General features: G+C 68.3%; 22 protein-coding genes. 14 read left to right on the top strand and 8 right to left on the bottom strand.

The genetic code is table 11. From position 1 onward, the window contains the following. Positions 1–39: 39 nt before the first annotated feature. From GZ64_RS0106425 to GZ64_RS0106410, 4 genes are all read left to right on the top strand, one after another. Positions 40–1,380: a PrsW family intramembrane metalloprotease gene (locus tag GZ64_RS0106425; RefSeq protein WP_231479830.1), complete on the top strand. Its 1,341-nt coding sequence runs from the start codon at positions 40–42 to the stop codon at positions 1,378–1,380. 46 nt (positions 1,381–1,426) lie between these two features. Beyond that, positions 1,427–2,107, top strand: a complete 681-nt coding sequence (locus GZ64_RS0106420) for an alpha/beta fold hydrolase (protein ID WP_021198598.1) — start codon at positions 1,427–1,429, stop codon at positions 2,105–2,107. A 219-nt stretch (positions 2,108–2,326) separates the two neighbouring features. After that, entirely contained in the window at positions 2,327–2,695 is a 369-nt protein-coding gene (locus GZ64_RS0106415; protein ID WP_021198599.1) for an FKBP-type peptidyl-prolyl cis-trans isomerase, read from the top strand. Between the two features lie 181 nt (positions 2,696–2,876). Continuing rightward, positions 2,877–3,431, top strand: coding sequence for a YceI family protein (locus GZ64_RS0106410; RefSeq protein WP_029265550.1), 555 nt, complete (start codon positions 2,877–2,879; stop codon positions 3,429–3,431). A 33-nt stretch (positions 3,432–3,464) separates the two neighbouring features. On the opposite strand, the gene GZ64_RS0106405 is transcribed toward GZ64_RS0106410, so the two are convergent. Continuing rightward, positions 3,465–4,757, bottom strand: coding sequence for an MFS transporter (locus GZ64_RS0106405; protein ID WP_029265549.1), 1,293 nt, complete (start codon positions 4,755–4,757; stop codon positions 3,465–3,467). Between the two features lie 186 nt (positions 4,758–4,943). Between GZ64_RS0106405 and rpsO the strand changes: the two genes are divergently transcribed. From rpsO to GZ64_RS0106390, 3 genes are all read left to right on the top strand, one after another. Continuing rightward, positions 4,944–5,213 (top strand): 30S ribosomal protein S15, encoded by a 270-nt coding sequence (gene rpsO / locus GZ64_RS0106400; RefSeq protein ID WP_017830938.1) that lies wholly within the window; start codon positions 4,944–4,946, stop codon positions 5,211–5,213. A 155-nt stretch (positions 5,214–5,368) separates the two neighbouring features. Then, on the top strand, positions 5,369–6,238 hold the full coding sequence (locus GZ64_RS0106395; RefSeq protein ID WP_029258994.1) for a hypothetical protein: 870 nt from the start codon (positions 5,369–5,371) through the stop codon (positions 6,236–6,238). Then, on the top strand, positions 6,231–6,560 hold the full coding sequence (locus GZ64_RS0106390) for a transcriptional regulator (protein ID WP_021198603.1): 330 nt from the start codon (positions 6,231–6,233) through the stop codon (positions 6,558–6,560). Before GZ64_RS0106395 ends, GZ64_RS0106390 begins: the two co-directional genes overlap by 8 nt. An 8-nt stretch (positions 6,561–6,568) precedes the next feature. On the opposite strand, the gene GZ64_RS0106385 is transcribed toward GZ64_RS0106390, so the two are convergent. Next, complete coding sequence (locus tag GZ64_RS0106385; protein ID WP_029258995.1) at positions 6,569–7,573, bottom strand: isopenicillin N synthase family dioxygenase; 1,005 nt, start codon at positions 7,571–7,573, stop codon at positions 6,569–6,571. Between the two features lie 150 nt (positions 7,574–7,723). On the opposite strand from GZ64_RS0106385, the gene efeU reads away from it, so the two are divergent. From efeU to efeB, 3 genes are read left to right on the top strand one after another with little or no spacing between them, the layout of a single operon-like run. After that, positions 7,724–8,668 carry an iron uptake transporter permease EfeU gene (gene efeU, locus GZ64_RS0106380; RefSeq protein ID WP_029265548.1) on the top strand — a complete coding sequence of 315 codons (945 nt, stop codon included), beginning with the start codon at positions 7,724–7,726 and terminating at the stop codon, positions 8,666–8,668. Then, a complete protein-coding gene (gene efeO, locus GZ64_RS0106375) occupies positions 8,665–9,897 on the top strand; it encodes an iron uptake system protein EfeO (protein WP_029265547.1) in 1,233 nt (410 codons plus the stop codon). The genes efeU and efeO overlap by 4 nt, the downstream gene beginning before the upstream one ends. A gap of 32 nt (positions 9,898–9,929) precedes the next feature. Continuing rightward, on the top strand, positions 9,930–11,234 hold the full coding sequence (gene efeB, locus GZ64_RS0106370; protein ID WP_029265546.1) for an iron uptake transporter deferrochelatase/peroxidase subunit: 1,305 nt from the start codon (positions 9,930–9,932) through the stop codon (positions 11,232–11,234). A 4-nt stretch (positions 11,235–11,238) separates the two neighbouring features. On the opposite strand, the gene GZ64_RS0106365 is transcribed toward efeB, so the two are convergent. Further along, positions 11,239–12,114: a serine hydrolase domain-containing protein gene (locus tag GZ64_RS0106365; protein WP_029265545.1), complete on the bottom strand. Its 876-nt coding sequence runs from the start codon at positions 12,112–12,114 to the stop codon at positions 11,239–11,241. Positions 12,115–12,124: 10 nt separating this feature from the next. After that, complete coding sequence (locus GZ64_RS0106360; RefSeq protein WP_029265543.1) at positions 12,125–13,267, bottom strand: acyltransferase family protein; 1,143 nt, start codon at positions 13,265–13,267, stop codon at positions 12,125–12,127. A 110-nt stretch (positions 13,268–13,377) separates the two neighbouring features. Here GZ64_RS0106360 and GZ64_RS0106355 point away from each other — a divergent pair, with 110 nt between their 5' ends. From GZ64_RS0106355 to GZ64_RS19405, 3 genes are read left to right on the top strand one after another with little or no spacing between them, the layout of a single operon-like run. Next, entirely contained in the window at positions 13,378–14,604 is a 1,227-nt protein-coding gene (locus GZ64_RS0106355; protein ID WP_029265542.1) for an LLM class flavin-dependent oxidoreductase, read from the top strand. A gap of 1 nt (position 14,605) precedes the next feature. After that, positions 14,606–15,250, top strand: coding sequence for an FMN reductase (locus GZ64_RS0106350; protein ID WP_029259001.1), 645 nt, complete (start codon positions 14,606–14,608; stop codon positions 15,248–15,250). A 51-nt stretch (positions 15,251–15,301) separates the two neighbouring features. Next, positions 15,302–16,654, top strand: a complete 1,353-nt coding sequence (locus GZ64_RS19405) for an FAD-binding oxidoreductase (RefSeq protein ID WP_051667864.1) — start codon at positions 15,302–15,304, stop codon at positions 16,652–16,654. 3 nt (positions 16,655–16,657) lie between these two features. Here GZ64_RS19405 and GZ64_RS0106340 read toward each other — a convergent pair whose 3' ends face one another. Beyond that, on the bottom strand, positions 16,658–17,347 hold the full coding sequence (locus GZ64_RS0106340; protein ID WP_029265539.1) for a response regulator: 690 nt from the start codon (positions 17,345–17,347) through the stop codon (positions 16,658–16,660). Continuing rightward, positions 17,344–18,624 (bottom strand): sensor histidine kinase, encoded by a 1,281-nt coding sequence (locus GZ64_RS0106335; protein ID WP_029265537.1) that lies wholly within the window; start codon positions 18,622–18,624, stop codon positions 17,344–17,346. Before GZ64_RS0106335 ends, GZ64_RS0106340 begins: the two co-directional genes overlap by 4 nt. 145 nt (positions 18,625–18,769) lie before the next feature. Here GZ64_RS0106335 and GZ64_RS0106330 point away from each other — a divergent pair, with 145 nt between their 5' ends. Beyond that, a complete protein-coding gene (locus tag GZ64_RS0106330; RefSeq protein ID WP_029259005.1) occupies positions 18,770–20,209 on the top strand; it encodes a cation:dicarboxylate symporter family transporter in 1,440 nt (479 codons plus the stop codon). A gap of 71 nt (positions 20,210–20,280) precedes the next feature. On the opposite strand, the gene GZ64_RS20000 is transcribed toward GZ64_RS0106330, so the two are convergent. Together GZ64_RS20000 and GZ64_RS0106320 are read right to left on the bottom strand one after the other, a co-directional pair. Further along, positions 20,281–20,457, bottom strand: coding sequence for a DUF5302 domain-containing protein (locus GZ64_RS20000; RefSeq protein ID WP_017830923.1), 177 nt, complete (start codon positions 20,455–20,457; stop codon positions 20,281–20,283). Positions 20,458–20,488: 31 nt separating this feature from the next. After that, positions 20,489–21,073, bottom strand: a complete 585-nt coding sequence (locus tag GZ64_RS0106320; protein ID WP_029259006.1) for a DedA family protein — start codon at positions 21,071–21,073, stop codon at positions 20,489–20,491. Positions 21,074–21,163: the final 90 nt, after the last annotated feature.

Here is a 21,163-nt window from a genome sequence, read left to right as displayed (position 1 = left end):
ATATCCGGGTGCCCGGCGTTGTGCCCATAAGCTTTGCCTATGAGTTCCGGAGGACCGTCCCAGCCGCAGCAGCCCTCGCCGCCGCAGCCGGCGCCGTATGCGCCGCCTCCGCCGGCGGCATCGCTGCAGACCTCGCTACGCCAGGCACAGCCGCAACCGTTCGCGCCCGCACCGCACGCGAGCCCTATTTCGGCGCCCGCGGCCCGCCCCTCGGCGACGGGGTATGCATCGTCCCTCGCGCAGCCGACGCCCTACACGCCGCCGGCTCCCGTCGCCCCGTCGCCGGCGGAGTCGCTCCCGGCGCTGCCCGTTCCGACGAGGAACGGGCGCACGGTGTCGCTCTGGCTCTTCGGGGTGCTCGGCTTCCTCCTGATCGCCCTCGTCGGCTACTTCGTCTGGGCGCTCGGATCGTTCGCTTCCGTCGTGGGGCTGGTGCTCGCGCTCATCCCTTTGACCATCGTGTTCCTGGGCGTGCGCCTGATCGATCGGTGGGAGCCCGAGCCCAAGCGGCTGGTGGCGTTCGCCATCGCATGGGGCGCCGTCGCGGCCGTCGGGCTCACCCTTCTCGTCGACACCGCGCTGACCCTCCTGCTCGACATTCGCTCCGAGGAGTTCACCGCCGTCGTGCAGGCGCCTATCGTCGAGGAGCTCTGGAAGGGGCTCGGCGTCTTCCTCATCTTCCTGCTCGCCCGACGAGCGTTCGACGGCCCTGTCGACGGCATCGTGTACGGCGCGCTGGTCGGGGCGGGTTTCGCCTTCACCGAGAACATCCAGTACTTCGGGGTGAGCCTCATCGAGGGTGGCGGCGAGCAGCTGACCGTCACGTTCGTGGTGCGCGGGCTCTTCTCGCCCTTCGCTCATGCCATGTTCACCGCGATCACCGGCTTCGCGATCGGCCTCGTCGCTCGGCGTCACGGCTCCGCGAAGGCCGCGCTCGGTGCTGGCGCGGTGGGGGTGGTCGGGGCGATCCTGCTCCACGCCCTCTGGAACGGCTCGGCGACGTTCGCCGACTTCTTCGGTCTCTACTTCACCCTTCAGGTGCCGCTCTTCATCGGATTCATCCTGTGCATCGTCGCGTTGCGTCGTGAGGAGGCCCGACTCACCCGTGCCCGCCTCGAGGACTACGCCGCGGCCGGATGGTTCACGCCCGAGGAGGTCACCATGCTCGCCACGCCTGCCGGGCGCAAGGTCGGACTCGCCTGGGCGTCGCAGCTGCGGGGGGACCGTCGTCCGCTGATGCGCGCCTTCATCAAAGAGGCGACCGAGCTCGCCGCTGTCCGTCAGCGGGCGATCACCGGCCGCGACCCCATGGCCGTGGATGACGAGCGCGCGCTCCTGATCCGCACCAGGGCGACCAGGGCGGCCCTGCTGGCCTACTGACGCGACACGCGACGGCGTACCCTTCTCGGAGGGAAGGCGGTGGCGGATGAGCACCTTCGTCGTGATCCACGGTGGCGGAGATGTCGGATGGTCCTGGCATCTGGTCGCCGCCGAGCTGCGGGCGCGCGGGCAGGAGGTGTTCGCGCCCGACCTTCCCGCCGACGACGACACGCTCACTCTCGACGACTACGCCGAGGCGGTTGCGGAACTGGTGGGTGCGCAGGCGGGGGTGGTGGTCGTCGGTCATTCCTTCGGGGCCTTCACCGCGCCGCTGGTCGCCGAGCGCCTCTCCGCCGATCTCCTCGTCCTGATGGCGGGGATGATCCCGTCCCCGGGCGAGTCCCCGGATCAGTGGTGGGCGAACTCGGGATACGTCACGGCGTCTGCCGCCCAGTCGGCGCGGGACGGCGGGTTGACCGGGAACGACGACCCCCTCGTCAGCTTCTACAACGGAGTTCCGCACGAGCTGGCAGAGGAGGCGCTCCGACGGGAGCGGGCGCATCCGTCGCAGGCGGCGATGGAGAGGCCGTGGCCTCTGGCGGCGTGGCCCGACGTGCCGACGAGATTCGTGCTGTTCGCCGACGATCGCTTCTTCCCTGCCGCATTCCTGCGCGACCTCGCCGAGACCCGCCTGGGAGTGGTCGCGGATGAGCTGCCCGGCGGACACTGCGCGATGCTGAGCCGACCGGTGGAGATCGCCGAGCTCCTCGCAGGATACGTCGAGTGAGGGGCCGGGAATCGCTCCAGGACAAGACTCAGCGCCCGGTGCTGCGGCGATGCCTGCGAGTCTCCCGGGCGCTGAGTTGATCTGTAAACAGGGTGCACCCGGCCCTGCATGAGTGTCAAGAGCTTGTTGCCGAGGTTCGCCGGCGAGGGCGTGAGGTGTTCGCTGTGAGCAGGTGCGCGTGCGTTGACCGGGTCCGCCGGCCTCGGGTTTGATGGAGACATGACTGAACGCACAAAGCCTGAGTTCGAAGCCCCCAGCACTCCCGCTCCGGCGGAGCTCGTCGTCCGCGACATCATCGAGGGTGACGGCGCCGAGGCGAAGCCCGGCGACACCGTCACGGTCCATTACGCCGGCGTCGAGTTCGACTCCGGCGAGGAGTTCGACTCCTCGTGGGGCCGTGGCGAGACGATCCAGTTCCCGCTGCGCGGCCTGATCCAGGGGTGGCAGGACGGCATCCCCGGCATGAAGGTGGGCGGTCGCCGCGAGCTGATCATCCCGCCGCATCTCGCCTACGGCCCGGTCGGCGGCGGTCACTTCCTCTCCGGCAAGACGCTGATCTTCATCATCGATCTGGTCGCCGTCGGCTGACATCGGTCTCTTCCACGAGGCGTCTCTCTCCTCCGGGAGGGAGGCGCCTCGCGGCATGTGCGGGAAAAGTTTCTTCATTCAGGGGAATACATGCGAATGAATGTAAGTTGTCACAGTGGTCGCGGCGACGCGGCCCCTGTCCCTTGCCGCAGCAGCGGCTGAAGTCTCCAGAGGAGAAGCAATGACCAGCATCGACATCCCCGGCTACCGTCCCGGCACCTGGGTCCTGGACCCTTCGCACAGCGAGGTCACCTTCAGCGTGCGCCACATGATGATCTCGAAGGTGCGCGGCACCTTCGGTGTGAAGAGCGCGACCCTGATCGCTCCGGAGAACCCGTTGGACGCCAAGGTCGAGGCCACGGTCGACGTGACCTCCATCGACACCAACGACGAGGGTCGCGACGCGCACCTGCGCTCGGCGGACTTCTTCGACACCGAGAACTTCCCGACCATGGAGTTCGTCTCCACCGGTGCGCACGTCAAGGGCGACGACCTGTACGTCGACGGCGACCTCACCATCCGCGGCGTCACCAAGCCGGTCAGCTTCGAGCTCGACTTCGGCGGCTTCGGCACCGACCCCTACGGCAACTACAAGGCCGGCGCCTCTGCCAAGACCGTCATCAACCGCGAGGACTTCGGCCTCACCTGGAACGCCGCGCTCGAGACCGGCGGCGTGCTCGTCGGCAAGGATGTCACGATCAGCCTCGACCTGCAGGGCGCTCTGCAGCAGGACTGACCGCGTCGGAGAGCCACCGGAACCCCGGGCCCGTCAGGGCTCGGGGTTCTCTGCGTCGTAGTCGTGGAACCGGCGGTTGCGCTGCGCGAGCGCGGCGACGAGGGCGATGACCAGCACTCCACCGAGCAGGGGAGGGAACCAGAGGGTCGTGAGTGTCGCCAGCGTGCCCGCGTACAGCGCCCCGACGCGGGGCCCGCCGGCGACCACGACGATGAACAGGCCCTGGAGGCGTCCGCGCATCGAGTCGGGTACGGCGGCCTGCATCATGGTGTTCCGATAGATCGAGCTGACGTTGTCGGATGCACCGGACAGGGCGAGGGCGACGCAGGCGGCGACGATCAACCCGATGTGGGGAGCCGTCTCGGTCGCGGGTGACGAGAACGCGCCGACGAGCAGCACGATCCCGAACAGCAGGATCGACGCGCCATAGGCCTCCACGGCCCGGGCGATGCCACGGCCGTGCCAGCGGTACTGAACGACCCGGCCCGAGAAGAGACTCGAGGCGAACGTCCCCACGGCCACAGCGGCCGTGAGGATGCCGGTCGTGAGCGCTCCGCCGCCCAGCAGCACCGTGCCGAGCGCGGGGAAGAGGACGAGCGGCTGCCCGAACGTCATCGCGATGATGTCGATGATGTACTGCATCCGGATGTTGCCTGCTCTGCGGAGGAAGCGCCAGCCGTCCACCAGCGACTCGAGGCCGGGTCGGACGATCTCTCCCTCCGGCCGCAGCGCCGGGAGCGTCCACAGTCCCAGGAACATCGACAGCATGAGCACGACGTCGATCGTGTACGTCCAGCCGTAGCCGGTGAGGGCGACGAGGAGGCCCGCCAGCGCAGGTCCGGCCATGACCGTCAGCCCGAAGGCCACACCGTTCAGCGCGGATGCTGCGGCGAGCTTCTCACGGGGGATGAGCCGCGGCACGATCGCCGTGCGCGTGGCCATGCCCACCGAATTGGCGGCGGAGTTGATCATGCTCAGCGCGTACAGCCACCAGATGGTCTCCATGCCCGTCCAGGTGAGAGCCGCGAGCAGGGCGGTGGAGAGGAAAGTGATGGTCGCCGCGATCAGTGCCACCCGGCGTCGGTCGAACGCATCGGCGAGCATGCCGCCGTACAGGCCGGCGAGGATCATCGGCACGAGTCCGGCCACGGCGATCATCGAGACCGCGAAGGTGTTCTGCGTCAGGGCGAACACGTGCAGCATCACCGTGACGATGGTGAGCTGTCCGCCGATGCCGGCGAGTGTCGACCCGATCCACATCCGGGCGAACGCCGGACTGGACTTCAAGGGGGAGAGGTCGATCAGATGACCGCGGCGGGCGCTCACTCCTCGAACTTCTTCTGCACGTTTCGAGACTAGTTGACCCTGACGGACTCGCTCCGCCGCCGGTGTCACCGAGGGCGGTCGTCGGCTGGTAGACTCGTCAGGTTGCCGTTTGATCGGCCGCGGATAAAGAGAGCCCACGTATCAGGCGTCGGGCGCCGCGCAACAAGCAGAGAGGGGATCGAATCTATGGCACTGGAAGCAGACGTCAAGAAGGCGATCATCGAAGAGTACGCGACGCACCCCGGTGACACCGGATCCCCCGAGGTGCAGGTCGCAATGCTGACGCAGCGCATCAAGGACCTCACCGAGCACCTCAAGGAGCACAAGCACGACCACCACTCGCGTCGTGGGCTGTTCCTGCTCGTCGGTCAGCGCCGTCGTCTGCTCGGCTACCTCCAGGACATCGACATCGCGCGCTACCGCTCGCTGATCGAGCGTCTCGGACTCCGCCGCTAAGGCACTGCGATCCTGCGTTCAATCGCGCAGAACATTCTTGAGAAGGCCGCCCCATGGTGTGGGGCGGCCTTCGTCATGTCCGAGGGTTGATTCCCCACTCGCTTTCCGATAGGAAAGTAGAGAGCTTTCCACAAGGAAAGTGGGGGAGGCCCGACATGCAGCAGAAGCCGATTCCCGGTCACGACGCTCTCGTGCCGCCGGATGCCGACATCGCGCGCCGGTATCTGGCCGCAGCGGACGCGGTGGTGGAGCGCCGAGGCCGCGCCGTCGACCGACGTGCGCTCGCCGGGCTCCAGATCGCCAATGCGGTGATCACGGCCGGGTATCTCGTCGCGTTCGCGCTCGTCCTCCGGCAGAGCGATGTCCTCGCCTCCCAGGTGATCCTGTTCACCTTTCTGGTGTGGGGGCAGCTGGCGAGCGGGATGGCGCAACGCAATGGGATGCAGTGGCGCTGGAGCGCTTCCCGGTGGCCGCTCATCCTCGGCGAAGTCGTGGTTCTCGTCGGCGCTGTCGTCGTTTTCGGTCTCGTCGCGTTGGATCCCGGTCTCCCGGTCGGCGTCGTGCTGATCCCCGCGGGCATAGTCCTGGTGGGTATCGGCGGTTACGGCGTGCTCCAGCTGTTCCGCGCGGCCGGAGATGCGCGGTCCCCGCGGCCTCCGCGGGTCACCCTGCCCGCTCCGATCCGATGGGGGACCCTGCTCGTCGGCGTCGCTCTCGGCGTGCTGACCATGCTCGCGGGGGCGCCGGACGATGTGCTGCGCAGCGTGATCAGCCTGCTGGTGATGCTGGTTCTCCTCGCCTGGATCGTCGCTTTCAACACACCCGTCGGGCTTCCCGCCATCGGTGCTTCCTGGCGGTGGCCGCATGTGGCGGCATTCTTGCTCGCGGCAGTCATACCTGTGGCTCTCGTGCTGGGGGGAGGAGGGGGCAGCGCATCGGGGCTCGCCGGTGTCGTCGGAGGTGTCGTCGTGATCGTGCTCTTCGTCCTGGTGTCGTTCGTTCCGGGGCGGGAGGGTCGTGGCTGAGGCGGGGTTCCGGCCGCACCCGCGCACGCAGCTGGACGACAACTTCGCCTCGCCGATCCGGTTCTCGTTGATGGCCGCGCTCGGCGACGGCATGGAGTTCGACTTCCCGGCGCTCCGCGACATCCTCCAATGTGGTGATTCGCCGTTGAGTAAAGCGATCGCACACCTGCAGACCGCGGAATACGTGCTCGCGCGCAAGGGCGTCGTCGGGGGTCGCACGCGCACGTGGGTGCGTTCGACGAAGGCGGGCCGCGATGCTTTCGCGGCCCACCTCCAGGCGCTCCGGCAGATCGTCGCTCTCGGCGGCGGGCAGGAGTTGTGACCCGTGCGTCAGGCGGGCGCGTTCACGAGGTCGGCGTGGTGGATCGCGGCGACATCCGGGTGGGCGCGCAAGCGTGACTTGAGGGCGTTCTCGCCGTAGAGCGCGTGGATGGGATTGCTCGGGTCATCGGTCACCCCGTTCGCTTCGGCGGCCAGCTCCTCGGGCAGCTCGATCAGGGGCAGCCGCTTGTCGAGCGCGGGGTTGAAGAAGAACGGGATCGAGATCCGCTCGTCCGGTGCCTGCGGCGAGACCACGCGGTGGTTCGTCGCTTTGAGGTACCCGCCCGTCGCGTACTCCAGCAGCTCGCCGATGTTCACGACGAAAGCTCCGGGCACCGGGGGAGCGTCGACCCAGGTGCCGTCGCGTTCGACCTGCAGACCGCCCTTGCCCGGCTCCACCCAGAGGAGGGTGAGCACGCCGGAGTCCTTGTGCGCACCGACGCCCTGCTGAGGCTCTGGTTCGTGCGTTCCGGGATAGCGGACGATCTTGATGAGGGTCGACGGCTCGCCGAAGTGCTCGTCGAAGTAGGACTCGTCGGCGCCGAGGGTCTGGGCCCAGGCGCGCAGCAGTTTGCGAGCGACCTCGGACAGGGTCTCGTGCCACTCGGCCACGACATCCTGCAGCTCGGGCTGCGCCGACGGCCAGAGGTTCGGCCCGATGAGGCGGTTGAAGGCGGGGCCGTCGTCGACGGGTTCGCGCTCGGGGCCGATGTCGATCTGCTCGCGCCAGTCGACCTTCCCCTGGGTGCGTTCTCCGCCGATGCGCGTGTAGCCGCGGAAGTGCGGGCTGTTCACGTTCTCGATGGCCAGCTTGTCCTCTTCGGGGAGGGCGAAGAAGTCCAGGGCGGCCCGGTGGAGCCGTGCCTCGAGTGCGGGGGAGATCCCGGTGCCGGTGAGGTAGAAGAAGCCGACGTCGTGGGTCGCCGCCCGCAGGTCGTCGCGGAATCGTGCCGCGGCCTCGGGGCTTTCGTCGAGCTGGGAGAGGTCGAGAATGGGGAGCGAGAGTTCAGCCATGGACCGAGGCTACGTCGCGTCGACCGGGGTGGGATCCTGTGTTGCGCTCCGTTACTTCCGTCCCTCGTGTGCGGTGGAGGTCGATCTCGGTGCTAGAGTCTCCTCGGTAAGGGCTGCCTTACCTCAGTCACCGCCAGAGAGTGTTCTTCCGTGCTCGCCACTTTTCTCATCGGGCTCCGCGAGGGCCTCGAAGCCGCACTCGTCGTCGGCATCCTCGTCGCCTACCTCCGTCGTCTCGGACGGCAGGACGCTCTCCCGAAGATGTGGGCGGGCGTCGGACTCGCGATCGCACTGGCTCTCGGCATCGGCGCGGTGCTCACCTTCGGGGCCTACGAACTCACGTTCCAGGCGCAGGAGCTGATCGGTGGCGGCCTGTCGCTGCTCGCCGTCGCGATGGTGACCTGGATGATCTTCTGGATGCAGCGGGCCGGGCGCAGCATGAAGGCGACGCTGGAGGGTGGCATCGACCGCGCCCTCACCGCCGGCGGCCTGTGGGCGCTCATCGCGATCGGCTTCGTGTCCGTCGCCCGAGAGGGCATCGAGACGACGCTGCTGCTGTGGTCGATGGTCCAGTCTTTCGGCGACGCACCCTCGGCGCTGATGGGCGCCCTGCTCGGGCTCCTCACGGCCGTGGTCGTCGGATGGCTGATCTCCCGCGGTGCGCTGCGACTCGATCTGCGTCGCTTCTTCGCCTGGACCGGCGGGTTCCTCGTGATCGTCGCGGCCGGCGTGCTCGCCTACGCGCTGATGGATCTGCAGGAGGCCGGTGTGCTTCCCGGGCCGTTCACCGCGCTGGCACCGATCGATGCAGTGACCGGCGGCGTGGCTGTCGGATGGGCCGCCTTCCCGTTCGGGTGGGCGTTCGACGTCTCGGCGACGATCGCTCCCGGTGGCCCCCTCGCATCGATTCTGCAGGCGACGGTCGGCTTCATGCCCGCGATGACCTGGATGCAGGTCGTCGCCTGGGTCGCGTACATCTCCGTCGTCGGATGGCTCTACGTCCGCGGACTCCGCTCGAAGCGCCCGTCGAAGCCGCAGGACCCGACGGAGCCCTCGTCTGAATCTCCCTCCCTCTCACCACAAGGAGCAGCATGACCACCTCGCACCGGATCCTGGGGGCGCTGGCAGCCACCGGCGCCGCGGTTCTCGTCCTGAGCGGCTGCGTCGCGAAGAGCGACGCCGGAGCCACCGCGGCCTTCGACGTCTCCTCGACCGACAGCGACTGCGCGGTCTCCGCGGCGACCGCGAAGAGCGGGACCCTGACCTTCAACGTCAAGAACGACACCGCTCAGGTCACGGAGTTCTACCTCCTCGCAGCGGACGGCCTCCGGATCGTCGGCGAGGTCGAGAACATCGCGCCGGCCGCCTCGCGCACGCTCACGGTCGTCGCACAGCCCGGTGACTACTTCACTCTCTGCAAGCCGGGGATGATCGGCGATGGCGTGGGGAAGACCGCGTTCACCGTGACCGGGGATCGCGTCGCGGTGGAAGGTCCAGACGCCGAGCAGAAGCAGAAGGCCGTCGACCTCTACGGTGCGTTCGTGAAGGACCAGGTCGGGCAGCTCGTCCCCGCAGTCGAGGACTTCGTCGCCGCCTACGAGTCCGGTGACGACGAGACCGCGCGCACGCTCTTCCCGCAGACCCGCGCGTTCTACGAGCGCATCGAGCCGGTCGCCGAGGCGCTGGGTGACCTCGACCCGCGCATCGACTATCGCGAGGTCGATGCCGTCGCCGAAGGACTGGACTGGACGGGCTTCCACCGCATCGAGAAGGACCTGTGGGTTCCGGCGCAGGACGCGCTGAACGCCGACGGGGAGACCCCCGCGTGGCAGGACTGGGCGCCGTCCACGCCGGAGGAGCGCGCCGACTACGGCGATCTGCTGCTCGCCGACGTGCAGGAGCTCTACGACTACGTGCACTCCGACGACTTCACCACCGCCCTCGACGACCAGGGCATCGGCGGCATCTCGAACGGCGCCATCGCGCTGCTCGACGAGGTCGCGACCGGGAAGATCTCCGGGGAGGAGGACTGGTGGTCCGGGACCGACCTCTACGACTTCGCCGCGAACGTCGAAGGGTCGAAGATGGCGTTCTCGCTCGTGCAGGACTTCGCCGTCGCGCAGGGCGACGAGGGGAAGGCTCTGGTCGCGGAGATCGAGTCGGGTTACACCGCGCTCGAGGAATCTCTCGCGGCTCACGGCTCGCTGGCCGACGGCTTCGTGGGCTACTCGCAACTGACCGAGGCCGACAAGCGCGAGTTCACCGACCTGATCAACGCTCTGGCCGAGCCGCTCTCGCAGCTCACCAGCACGGTCCTCGACTGATCAGCCGCACGCTACGGGATACCATCACGGACGTGAACGAACCAGAAGCGGATGCCGCACCCGAAGAGTCATCGACGGGCGCGGCGTCCGCTCCTGCCGGTTTGAGCAGGCGGGGCCTGCTCGGCCTGGCCATCGGGGGCGGCGTCGCGGGCCTCGCGGTCGGCGCCGGTGCGGGTCTCGCCGGCGGCGTCGCGCTCGGGCGGGCGCGTGCGGCGGAGGACGCGCATTCCGCATACGCGTTCTTCGGCGATCACCAGGCAGGCATCACCACTCCGGTGCAGGACCATTTGCATTTTGCCAGCTTCGACATGATGCCGCGCACGGATCGCGACGACCTCATCTCGTTGCTGCAGGACTGGTCGTACGCGGCCTCCCGCATGGCGCAGGGCCTCGAAGTCAGTGCGACGGGTGCGGTCGGTGGGCCGGCCGAAGCGCCGCCGGACGACACGGGGGAGGCGCTGGGGCTTCCCGCCGCCGGGCTCACGATCACGTTCGGCTTCGGGCCGGGACTCTTCGAGAACGAGGACGGCGACCGCTATGGGATCGCCGCGCAGCGTCCCCCGGGGCTGGAACGGCTCCCGGCGTTCCTCGGTGACGATCTCGATCCGCAGACCTCTCACGGCGACCTGTGCATCCAGGCCTGCGCCGACGACCCGCAGGTGGCGGTGCATGCGATCCGCAACCTCAGCCGCATCGCCTTCGGCCGGGCTCGGCTGCGCTGGTCGCAGCTGGGATTCGGCAAGACGTCGCGCACGACGGCGACGCAGGCGACGCCGCGCAATCTCTTCGGGTTCAAGGACGGCACCGCGAACATCCTGGCCGATGACACCGAGGCGCTCGGCGATCACGTCTGGGTATCGGAGAAGGACGAACCGGCGTGGCTGTCCGGCGGGTCCTACCTCGTGGCCAGGAAGATCGCGATGCTCATCGAGACCTGGGACCGCGTGCGCCTGTCGGAGCAGGACACCATCATCGGTCGGGACAAGGGCGAGGGCGCACCGCTCTCCGGCGGAGACGAGTTCACGGCACCGGACTTCCACAGCAAGGCGATCGACGCGAACAGTCACGTGAGTCTCGCGCATCCGGAGAAGAACGACGGCATCCGCATCCTCCGCCGCGGCTACAACTACGTCGACGGGAACAACACGCTCGGACGCCTCGATGCCGGGCTCTTCTTCCTGTCGTACCAGCGCGATCCTGCCCAGTTCATCTCGCTGCAGCGTCGGTTGTCGACAGATCTCATGAACGAGTACATCCGCCACGTCGGTTCGGGCATCTGGGCGGTGCCGGCGGGGGCGAAGCCGGGGTCCTACGTAGGGGCCGGGCTGTTCGCCTGAGCGGTCACGGCTCGTGTGTGCTCGTGAGCGCCTCCACCGCGAACGCGGCGATGGCATCCGCGCCGAAGTGATCGTCTGCCGTGATCGTGACCACCGCGTCGTCGAGGAAGATGAGCAGCTGGCCGTAGGCGCCGTGAAGTCTCCACGCCGGCCCCGGCCCGCCCCACCCTGCAAGGGCGTAGCGATCGTAGCCCGCGCTCTCGCCGGCGACCCGCCATTCCGTGTGCATCGCGTCGATCCATCCTGGGGCGATCAGCTGTCGGCCCTCCCACACCCCGCGATCTCTGATCAGGAGTCCGAGACGGGAGAGCTCTTCGGTGCGCAGAGAGAGCCCGCCTCCGGCGACGATGCGACCCTGAGGGCTGCGCTCCCACTCCACGTCGATGATGCCGAGCGGGTCGAAGAGACGGGGGACGAGATAGTCGCCGATGTCTCCGACTAGCGCGGCCAGCGCCGTCATCGCGGTGTACGTGCTCGCGTTCGAGTACTGGAACGACCGTCCGCCCGACGGGCGTCGCAGGAACTCGCGGGCGAGGTCCGGCCAGTCCGTCATCAGCGTCTCCGACCAGGGCAGATCGATCCCGCTGGTCATCGAGAGCAGGTGCCGCAGCGTGACGTCCTCGACGCCAGCTCCCAGCTCGAAGCCGGGGAGGTACGTGCCGACGGGCATGTCGAGCGACACCGCACCCTCGTCGGCGGCCAGTCCCGCAGCCAGAACGCAGACGCCTTTCGCGACGGAGTGCACGTCCTCCCGCACGTCGTCGGTCCAGCGGTGGTCGGCGGTCTCGGTGGCGACGCGGACGTGCAGCCCGTGAGCGCCGAACCCCGTCTCCTCGATGCGTTCGACGATGCGGTCTCGAACGGTCTGTGCGCGGCTCACACCTTCGAGGTTATCGTCCGGTCTGGCGCGGGCGCCGCGAGCCCGTCGGGTCGTTCCGGCGCCCCTCCTTGGAGGCGAGCGCCGGGTCGGCGAAGAGCCACCCTGGGCGGGGTTCCACCAGCGGGCGGAAGACCCACCTGACCGGCTTCGTCGCCAGCGCGAGGGCGATCAGCACTGACGCCACGGTGACGAGGGGGAGCCAGATCCAGGTCGGCTCGAGGCTCTGCAGGATCCCGCTCTCGCGGAAGGGGTACAGCACGAACGAATGCAGGAGGAACACGTACATCGTGTACTGGCCGAATGCCGTCCACCAGTGGGCGCCCCGTGGGATGAGGGCGAAGAAGGCGGCGCTGAGCACGACGGCGAGCAACATCAGGAGTATCCGCACCCCGCCGGCCCACCACTGCTCCCCGCCCAGGTCGGCATAGGAGTCCTCGTAGAAGAGCCAGTGCCGCAGGTCGGACGCCTGCCACAGCGGAAGCCAGTTCCAGGCCGCAAAGCCGGCCAGAGCGAAGATCGCGACGGCGCCGCCCCGGATCCACCAGGGGCGGAAGTCGAGGAGGCGGAACCTGTCGACGATGTCGTGCTCGCGCAGCCACCAGCCCAGCGTGAAGAAGGGAAGGAGCCCCAGGGTGCGGGACAGCGAGAACGTGCTGTCGACGTTCGGCAGGTATCCCACGCCGACCGAGATGACCACGGTCCACAGCAGTGGCCACCGAAGAAGTGCGAGGTACGGGAGCACGAGCCGGAAGATCCCGAGCGCGAGGAGGAACCACAGCGTCCAGCTCGGTTTCGTGATGTTCGGATCGACCTGGCCCTCGACCAGCCATTTGGTGAGTGTCCACAGCGTCTCGAAGATGACGTAGGGGAGCAGGATGTCCGTGATCACCCTGGCCATCTGCGTCTTGGAGGGCGAGCCGGACTTCGAGAAGTAGCCGGAGATGATGGCGAACGCCGGCATATGGAACGCGTACAACGCGAGGTAGAACGCGAAGGCGATGTCGGAGTCGTACGTCAGGCGCTGGATCGCGTGACCGAGCACGACGAGCACGATGCAGACGTAGCGCGCGTTGTCCCAGAACGGCACACGTCTCCGCCTGCGGGGAACCGATCCTGTGGTGGGCCCTGAGATGTCGGCGCCGGCACTGCTCATCGTTCGAGGCTACAGGCCGGGAATAAAGTTGAAGTGAGCGCGTTGACACAGATACATTCAAATGAATAGAACGGGATGCGAGTCGTCCGGTTCGGAGACACGGAGCAATCATGAGCGAGCAGTCAGGCGCGCAGGCGATGCAGTTCGGCATCATGTCGGTCAGCGACATCACCCGCGATCCCACCACCGGGATCACCCCCAGTGAGCAGGAGCGCATCAAGGCGACCACGGCGATCGCCGTGCACGCCGAAGAGGTCGGACTCGACGTCTTCGCGATCGGTGAGCACCACAACCCGCCGTTCTGGTCCTCCAGCCCCACGACCTTCCTCGCGGCGCTTGCTGCGCAGACCGAGCGCCTGATCGTCTCCACGTCGACGACGCTCATCACCACGAACGATCCCGTGCGCATCGCCGAGGAGTACGCGATGCTGCAGCATGTCTCGGACGGCCGCATGGACCTCATGCTCGGTCGTGGCAACACCGGTCCGGTGTATCCCTGGTTCGGTCAGGACATCCGCCAGGGGCTCCCGCTCGCGATCGAGAACTACGCCCTGCTGCACAAGCTGTGGCGTGAGGACGTCGTCGACTGGGAGGGCAAGTTCCGCACGCCGCTGCAGGGCTTCACGTCGACTCCGCGCCCCCTCGACGGGATCGCGCCGTTCGTATGGCACGGATCCATCCGCACCCCGGAGATCGCCGAGCAGGCTGCGTACTACGGTGACGGCTTCTTCGCGAACAACATCTTCTGGCCCAAGGAGCACTACCAGCGCCTCATCGAGCTGTACCGCCAGCGCTTCGAGCACTACGGCCACGGCACACGGGAACAGGCGATCGTGGGTCTGGGCGGACAGGTGTTCATGGCCGCGAAGTCGCAGGACGCGGTGGACCAGTTCCGTCCGTACTTCGACAACGCGCCCGTCTACGGTCACGGGCCGAGCATGGAGGACTTCACCGAGATGACTCCGCTGACGGTGGGTTCCCCGCAGCAGGTGATCGACCGGTACGCCGCGATGCGCGAGCACTACGGCGACTACCAGCGGCAACTCTTCCTGATCGACCACGCGGGTCTGCCGCTCAAGACGGTGCTGGAGCAGCTCGACATCCTCGGTTCCGAGGTCGTGCCGGTGCTCCGCAAGGAGCTCGCGAAAGACCGCCCCGCCGCCGTGCCCGACGCGCCGACCCACGCGGCACGCGTCAGGGCCGAGTTCGGCGACGGTCCGACCCGTCAGGCGCGCCCCGGTGCCAACCGCGGTGACAACCTGACAGGCGATTCGCCCTACCAGGACAGCCCGGCCCCCGCAGGCGCAGCCTTCGGGCTCGGCCGCACGGAGGCGTGACATGACCGTGCGTCGTATCGCCGTGGTCTCCGCCGGCCTGTCGAACCCGTCGTCCACGCGGATGCTCGCGGACCGACTCGCGGCCGAGACCGTGAAAGCCCTCGCCGAGCACGACATCGAAGCGAGCGTCGACGTGATCGAGCTGCGGGACTATGCGCACGACATCACGAACAACCTGCTCACCGGGTTCGCGCCGCCGGCCCTGGAGACGGCGATCAACACGGTGGTCTCCGCCGACGCGCTGATCGCGGTGACACCGATCTTCTCGACGAGCTACTCGGGGTTGTTCAAGTCCTTCATCGACGTGCTCGACCCGGATGCCCTCACCGGCACGCCTGTGCTGATCGGTGCGAACGCCGGCACCGCGCGGCATTCGCTGGCGATCGACTACGCGATCCGCCCGCTCTTCGCCTATCTGCATGCGGAACCCGTCTCGACCGGGGTGTTCGCGGCGTCGAGCGACTGGGGTGGGGCGGGAGACGACGTCGCGCCGCTCGCTAAGCGCGTCGAGAAGGGGGCCAGGGAGTTGGCGGAGGCGATCGCCCGACGCGAGGCGACCGCCGTCGCCGACCCGTACGATCCGGCGACGTACCTGGGAGAGGGGCGTTCCTTCGGCCACATGCTCGGCGGTCTCGCGGGCGAGTGAGCGGCGCATGACGCCATCGACGATGTCCGAGGGATATCGTACGGTGGCGTCATGCCCACACACCCCGCGCTCGTCGCGCTCCAGGAACGACTCACCGGCACCTTCCTCCTCCCCGAAGACGACGCTTACGATGCAGCGCGACAGCCGTGGAATCTCGCGATCGAGCAGCGGCCGGATGCGGTGGCGATACCTGCCGACGTCGACGACCTCCGTGCACTGCTGAGTGCGGCACGCGAGTCCGGCACGCCGCTCGCGATCCAGCCGAGTGGTCATGGCGCCTCCGGATCCCTGGCCGGCACCGTGCTCGTGCGCATGGGTGCTTTCGACGATCTGGAGGTCGACCTCGAAAGCGGCATCGTCAGAGTCGGTACCGGCGTGCGCTGGGGAGCTGTCGTCGAGGCGCTCGAAGGCACGGGGTGGGTCGCTCCTGCCGGAACCAGTCCCGTGGTGAGCGTCGCGGGGTACACACTGGGTGGCGGACACTCGTGGTTCAGCCGTACGGCGGGTCTCGGGTCCGACAACCTGCGCGCGGCGTGGGTGCTGCGCACCGACGGCACGCACGAGCGCGTCGACGACGACACCGATGCCGACCTCATGTGGGCGCTGCGGGGCGCCGGCGGCCTCGTCGGGATCGTGACCGCGACCGAGATCGATCTGGTGCGGGCACCCGCCGTCTGGGGGGCGAACCTCACCTTCGACGTCGCTGATGCCCCAGCGGTGGTCCGTGCCGTCCGCGACCTCGCAGCCTCGGCTCCGTCGACGCTCAACGTCTTCCTCAACTCGATGCGCATGCCGGACGCCCCGCAGCTTCCGGAGGAGATCAGGGGAAGGAGCTTCCTCACGGTCCAGGCGCTGTCGGCCGACGGGCCGCAGGAGGAGCTGATCGACACCATACGGCGGGCAGGGACGGTGCGCAGGGAGATCACCGGGCCGACGTCGCCGGCGGCACTCGCGGCCGCCTCGAACGAGCCGACGGATCCCACGCCGGGGCGTGGGGCATCGATGGCGCTCAGCGTGCTCGACGATGCGACCATCGACGCCCTCCTCGAATTCCGGGAGCTGCCGGAGCAGTGGCCGATCATGGGCATCGACATCCGTATGCTCGGCGGTGCTCTCGATGCACCGCGGCGTGAGGGCTTCGCCTCGCTCGAATCCGTGGGCTGGCTGTTGCACGCTCTCGTGCCGGTGATCCCGGGAGTGCCCGCAGAACCGGGAGAGATGAGTCTCGAGGCCTTCCGAGAGCTGCTGGGACCGAACGAGGCATCGCAGACCGTGGCGACCTTCCTCGAACCGGAACAGACCCTCGAGCGCTGCGGGTCCGACGACGAGATCGCCCGGCTTCGTGATCTGCGTGCGCGCTTCGATCCGCACGCGGTGCTGCACGACGGACGGCTGCCGCGCTGACGGTCAGGTCCCCGGGCCGGGTCGCCTCTTCCAGCCGTACTCGGTCTCCGGCCGTCCGCGGGTCCCGTATCGCGCAGACCTCGTGAGCACGCCTTCGGCGACCAGGTGCTCCAGGTAGCGACGCACGGCGACCCGCGACATGCCGAGACGCTCGGCCGCCTCGCTCGCCGAGAGCGGCCCGTCGGTGCGCAACTCGGCGGTGACCCTGTCGAGCGAGGCCGCCGAGAGCCCCTTGGGGAGGGGGATCGTCGCGGTGGAGCGCCCGAGCAGGGCGTCGATTTCCGCCTGCGTCGCTTCGCCCTCGGTGCTCCGCGCCTGTTCGCGGTGCGTACGGTACTGCTCCATCCGCTCGCGGAACACCGCGAAGGGGAACGGCTTGATCAGATACTGGAAGACACCGAGTGCGGCCATCTGTCGAACGGCGTCGGCGTCGCGGACGCCGGTGATGGCGATCACATCCACGGCCGCGGATCGCCCGCGAAGCGTGCGGAGCACGTCGATGCCGGAGCCGTCCGGCATCGTGATGTCGAGCAGAACCAGGTCGAACGCATCGGGGCGCTCGAGCACGGCCCTCATGGCGGCTCGAGCCCCCGTGCACTCGCCGGCGACGACGAACCCGTCGAGGCGGGCCATGTAGTCGCGATGCAGTTCGAGGGTCAGAGCATCGTCATCGACGATGAGTGTGCGGATCATGCCGGAGACCTCCGTGGCCCTGCTGCGGGGAGGACGACCCGGAACGTCGTCGGATCGTCACTCACGGTCACAGAACCGCCGGCGCCGGTGACCACGGAATGGACGAGCGCGAGCCCGATGCCGCGACCCTGCGCGTCGGCGGGCTTCGTGGAGTAGCCCTGGTCGAAGATACGCTCCCGCAGGGAAGGCGGGATGCCGGGGCCGCTGTCCGAGACCTCGAGCATGATCCCGGCACCGTGCGGGCGGAGCGAGACCTGAACCCAGCGGTCGTCGGACTCAGCGGCCGCATCCATGGCGTTGTCCACGAGATTGCCGAGCACCGAGACGGCGTCCACCGGGGACAGCGGTGTGCGAGGTGTGTCGGGTTCGATGCGCACCCGCCAATCGATGCCGCGTTCCTTGGCCTGGGAGGCTTTGCCGAGAAGGAGAGCACCCACGGCGGGATCCCCGTGTCGTCGTGCGGTCACCTGGTCGACGAGCGACTGGCTCTGTCGAGAAGTCTCGGTGAGGATCTCGATCGCCTCGTCCCGGCGCCCGAGTTCGAGCAGAGCGACGGCGGCGTGCATCCGATTCCCGTGCTCGTGGGTCTGCGCGCGCAGGGCTTCGCCCAGAGTGCGGATCGATTCGTAGGAAGAGACCGCGTCGCGCACCTGACCGGGCGGCAGATCGCCCGCGATGCGGCGGGTCACGCGTCGGGCGATCACGGCACCGCCGGCACCGAGGGCGACGAGGCCGATCGTGATGCCGAGGGTGAGAGGCAGGCGGCGGATCAGGGTGTCGGTGATCGACTCTGTCGTCACGCCGGCCGAGACCCAGCCGATCAGCGCGCCGTCCGTCGTCGTCACCGGCGCGATGGTGCGCACCGAAGGGCCGAGAGTGCCGGTGAACTCCTCGGTGAGTGGAATGGGCGACGACGGGATCGTTCCTAGGTAGTGTCCGCCGATCTGGTCGGTGTCGGGGTGCGTGATACGCGTGCCGTCCGGCGTCATGACCGTGATGAAGTCGAGTCCTGCACTGGCGATCACCGCGAGCGAATAGGGCTCGAGCACCGGGGTCGCGGAGCCTGGATCATCCCCGCGCAGGCCGTCGATCACCAGGGGCGAGGAGGCGAACGCGGCGGCGGTGGCCGCCGTCACCCGTTCGGCCTCGGCGCGGATCGACCGCTGCGCCTCGACCACCAGGTAGACGGCCACCAGCGCGCCGATCACGACGGCCGCGACGAGCAGCACCGCGAAGACTCGGGATGCGGCGCTGCGTGCGCGGGAGGTATGCGCCATCGCTTCCTCCGATCGTCGATGCTCCGGTGCCGTGACCAATACGACCACAACTCGCCTCCGTGCGCGAAGTCGGAGACCGTGAGATCTGATCGGCGGCGACGCAGCCGCCCACCAGACGAAGACGTCGATGATCGAGGAGGACGCGATGGCGCTCACAACAGGATTCTCACTGCCGAAATTCAATTGGCGGCGAGGGAAGCAATCGTGGGACCGGCACACCTGGCTGTATGTGTCCGTGCTGCTGGCGGTCGTCCTCGGCGCCGTCGTCGGTCTCGTGTGGCCGGAGGTCGGCCAGGCGTTCGAGCCGCTGGGCAAGGGGTTCGTCGCTCTGATCAAGATGATGATCGCGCCGATCATCTTCTGCACGATCGTCGTCGGGGTGGGATCGATCGCCAAGGCGGCCACCGTCGGCAAGATCGGCGGACTGGCGCTGTTGTACTTCATGATCATGTCGACCTTCGCACTCGCGATCGGCCTCGTCGTCGGCAACATCATCCACCCCGGTGCCGGTCTCGACATGGCCTCCTCGACCTACGATGCGGTCGAGACCGAGGCCAAGACCACGCAGGAGTTCATCCTCGGCATCATCCCCACGACGTTCTTCTCGGCCTTCACGGGGGAGAGCGTGCTGCAGGTGCTGTTCATCGCGCTGCTCGTCGGCTTCGCCCTGCAGGGGCTCGGCGATCGCGGTGCCCCGATCATGGAGGCTGTCAAGCAGCTGCAGAAACTGGTCTTCCGCATCCTCGGCATGATCCTGTGGCTTGCGCCTCTCGGAGCCTTCGGCGCCATCGCCGCGGTGGTGGGCAAGACTGGTGTCGCCGCCATCTGGAGCCTCGGAACGCTGATGGTCGCGTTCTACATCACCTGCATCCTGTTCATCGTCGTGATCCTCGGAGTGCTGCTGTGGACGGTCACGCGGGTGAACATCTTCTCCCTCATGAAGTACCTCGCCAGGGAGTACCTGCTCATCGTCGGCACCTCGTCGTCGGAGTCAGCGCTGCCTCGGCTGATCGCGAAGATGGAGTTCGTCGGCGTCTCCAAGCCTGTCGTCGGCATCACCGTACCGACCGGATACTCGTTCAACCTCGACGGCACGGCCATCTACCTGACCATGGCCTCGCTGTTCATCGCCACCGGTATGGGGCAGCCGATGACGATCGGCGAGCAGATCGGCCTGCTGGTGTTCATGATCATCGCCAGCAAGGGGGCAGCGGGTGTCACCGGTGCCGGTCTCGCCACCCTCGCCGGTGGTCTCCAGGCCTACCGCCCCGATCTGGTGGACGGTGTCGGCGTGATCGTCGGCATCGACCGGTTCATGTCCGAGGGCCGCGCGCTCACGAACTTCACCGGCAACGCGGTGGCGACGCTCCTGATCGGCACCTGGACGAAGCAGATCGACCGCGACCGTGTGCGGCGCGTGCTCAGCGGCGAGCTGCCGTTCGACGAGTCCCTGCTCGACGGCGTCGACGCCCACGGAAACGCGGACGCTCCGCAGGCTGCGGACATGCAGGAGCTGCGTGAGGCGGCGGTCACCGAGATGGCGGCGAAGGAGGAGCGGGCCAGGCTTCGCGCCGATCGCGCCTGACGCGAGATCGCGCACGACGAGAGGGTGAGGGATGCGGGAGGCCGGCCGAGCCGGCTCCCGCATCCGCGCGGTCAACCGCTCTTGCGTCGGAACTCGCGCCGGGTCTGCGGGGCGTTCGCACTGTGCACGGCGGAGTCGCCGTCGAGGTGTGCCTCGCCCTGCCGGTGGTGCGCGTTCTTCTTCTCGAGCGCTTCCTTGAACTTGCGCTTCATCTCCTCGGACGAGGAGGCGCCTTCTTCGGTGCTCATGCCCCGAGCCTAGAGCAACCGGTCCGGCCGGTCATCCTCTGGTGCGGCGCACGCACAGGTCGATCACCGCTCCGAGTCCGATCGCGAGCACGATCGACACCGGCACCGCGACAAGGGGGCCGCCGGGAAGGATCGCCGCAACGGCTGCACCGACCGCTGCCTGGTAGAGCGCCCACCCGGTCGCGGCCAGGGCGACGAGAGCGAGATAGCGGGGAGGATGGATGCGCGATGCTCCGGCGACCAGGTTGATCGCCAGGCGCGCGAACGGCACGAACCGGGCGGTGAACAGCACCGTCGCCATCCCGCCGTCCAAGCGGCGTCGGGCCCACACCAGAGCCTGCTGCACACGGGGCATCCTCATCCACCGCCAGCGCTCGGTTCCCACCGAACGCCCGATGAGGTAGCAGCAGGCGTCTCCGACGGCCGCGGCGACGGCGGCGCAGATGACCACGGCCCAGAGCGGCGGGGAACCCGTGGTTACGGCGACGGCGCCGAGCGCCGTCACCGCGACCTCACCCGGCACGACGACGAAGAAGGCATCGCCGACGACGAGCAGACTCATCACCGCCAGGCTCCACGGGCTGGCGAGCGATGCGGTCAGCAGATCCGTCGGCACGTCGCCCACTGTGCCCGCGACGGGTGAACGGGAACCAAAGACCGGATAGCCGGTGACCCGTTCTCCAGCATCCGGTGAACATCTGGTGCA

The sequence above is a fragment of the Microbacterium sp. Cr-K32 genome (genome assembly GCF_000708345.1).
Lineage (GTDB): Bacteria > Actinomycetota > Actinomycetes > Actinomycetales > Microbacteriaceae > Microbacterium > Microbacterium maritypicum_A.
This window is presented reverse-complemented; position numbering and strand designations above follow the sequence as displayed.

Bases quoted from the DNA above. Each gene is read 5' to 3' on its own strand.
- GZ64_RS0106330 (WP_029259005.1), top strand. From the start codon at position 18,770: ATGGCGCTCACAACAGGATTCTCACTGCCGAAATTCAATTGGCGGCGA.
- GZ64_RS0106395 (WP_029258994.1), top strand. From the start codon at position 5,369: ATGCAGCAGAAGCCGATTCCCGGTCACGACGCTCTCGTGCCGCCGGAT.
- GZ64_RS0106415 (WP_021198599.1), top strand. From the start codon at position 2,327: ATGACTGAACGCACAAAGCCTGAGTTCGAAGCCCCCAGCACTCCCGCT.
- GZ64_RS0106360 (WP_029265543.1), bottom strand. From the start codon at position 13,267: ATGAGCAGTGCCGGCGCCGACATCTCAGGGCCCACCACAGGATCGGTT.
- rpsO (WP_017830938.1), top strand. From the start codon at position 4,944: ATGGCACTGGAAGCAGACGTCAAGAAGGCGATCATCGAAGAGTACGCG.
- GZ64_RS0106420 (WP_021198598.1), top strand. From the start codon at position 1,427: ATGAGCACCTTCGTCGTGATCCACGGTGGCGGAGATGTCGGATGGTCC.
- GZ64_RS0106335 (WP_029265537.1), bottom strand. From the start codon at position 18,624: ATGGCGCATACCTCCCGCGCACGCAGCGCCGCATCCCGAGTCTTCGCG.
- GZ64_RS0106350 (WP_029259001.1), top strand. From the start codon at position 14,606: ATGACCGTGCGTCGTATCGCCGTGGTCTCCGCCGGCCTGTCGAACCCG.
- GZ64_RS0106425 (WP_231479830.1), top strand. From the start codon at position 40: ATGAGTTCCGGAGGACCGTCCCAGCCGCAGCAGCCCTCGCCGCCGCAG.
- GZ64_RS0106410 (WP_029265550.1), top strand. From the start codon at position 2,877: ATGACCAGCATCGACATCCCCGGCTACCGTCCCGGCACCTGGGTCCTG.
- GZ64_RS0106340 (WP_029265539.1), bottom strand. From the start codon at position 17,347: ATGATCCGCACACTCATCGTCGATGACGATGCTCTGACCCTCGAACTG.
- GZ64_RS20000 (WP_017830923.1), bottom strand. From the start codon at position 20,457: ATGAGCACCGAAGAAGGCGCCTCCTCGTCCGAGGAGATGAAGCGCAAG.
- GZ64_RS0106385 (WP_029258995.1), bottom strand. From the start codon at position 7,573: ATGGCTGAACTCTCGCTCCCCATTCTCGACCTCTCCCAGCTCGACGAA.
- GZ64_RS19405 (WP_051667864.1), top strand. From the start codon at position 15,302: ATGCCCACACACCCCGCGCTCGTCGCGCTCCAGGAACGACTCACCGGC.
- efeO (WP_029265547.1), top strand. From the start codon at position 8,665: ATGACCACCTCGCACCGGATCCTGGGGGCGCTGGCAGCCACCGGCGCC.
- GZ64_RS0106355 (WP_029265542.1), top strand. From the start codon at position 13,378: ATGAGCGAGCAGTCAGGCGCGCAGGCGATGCAGTTCGGCATCATGTCG.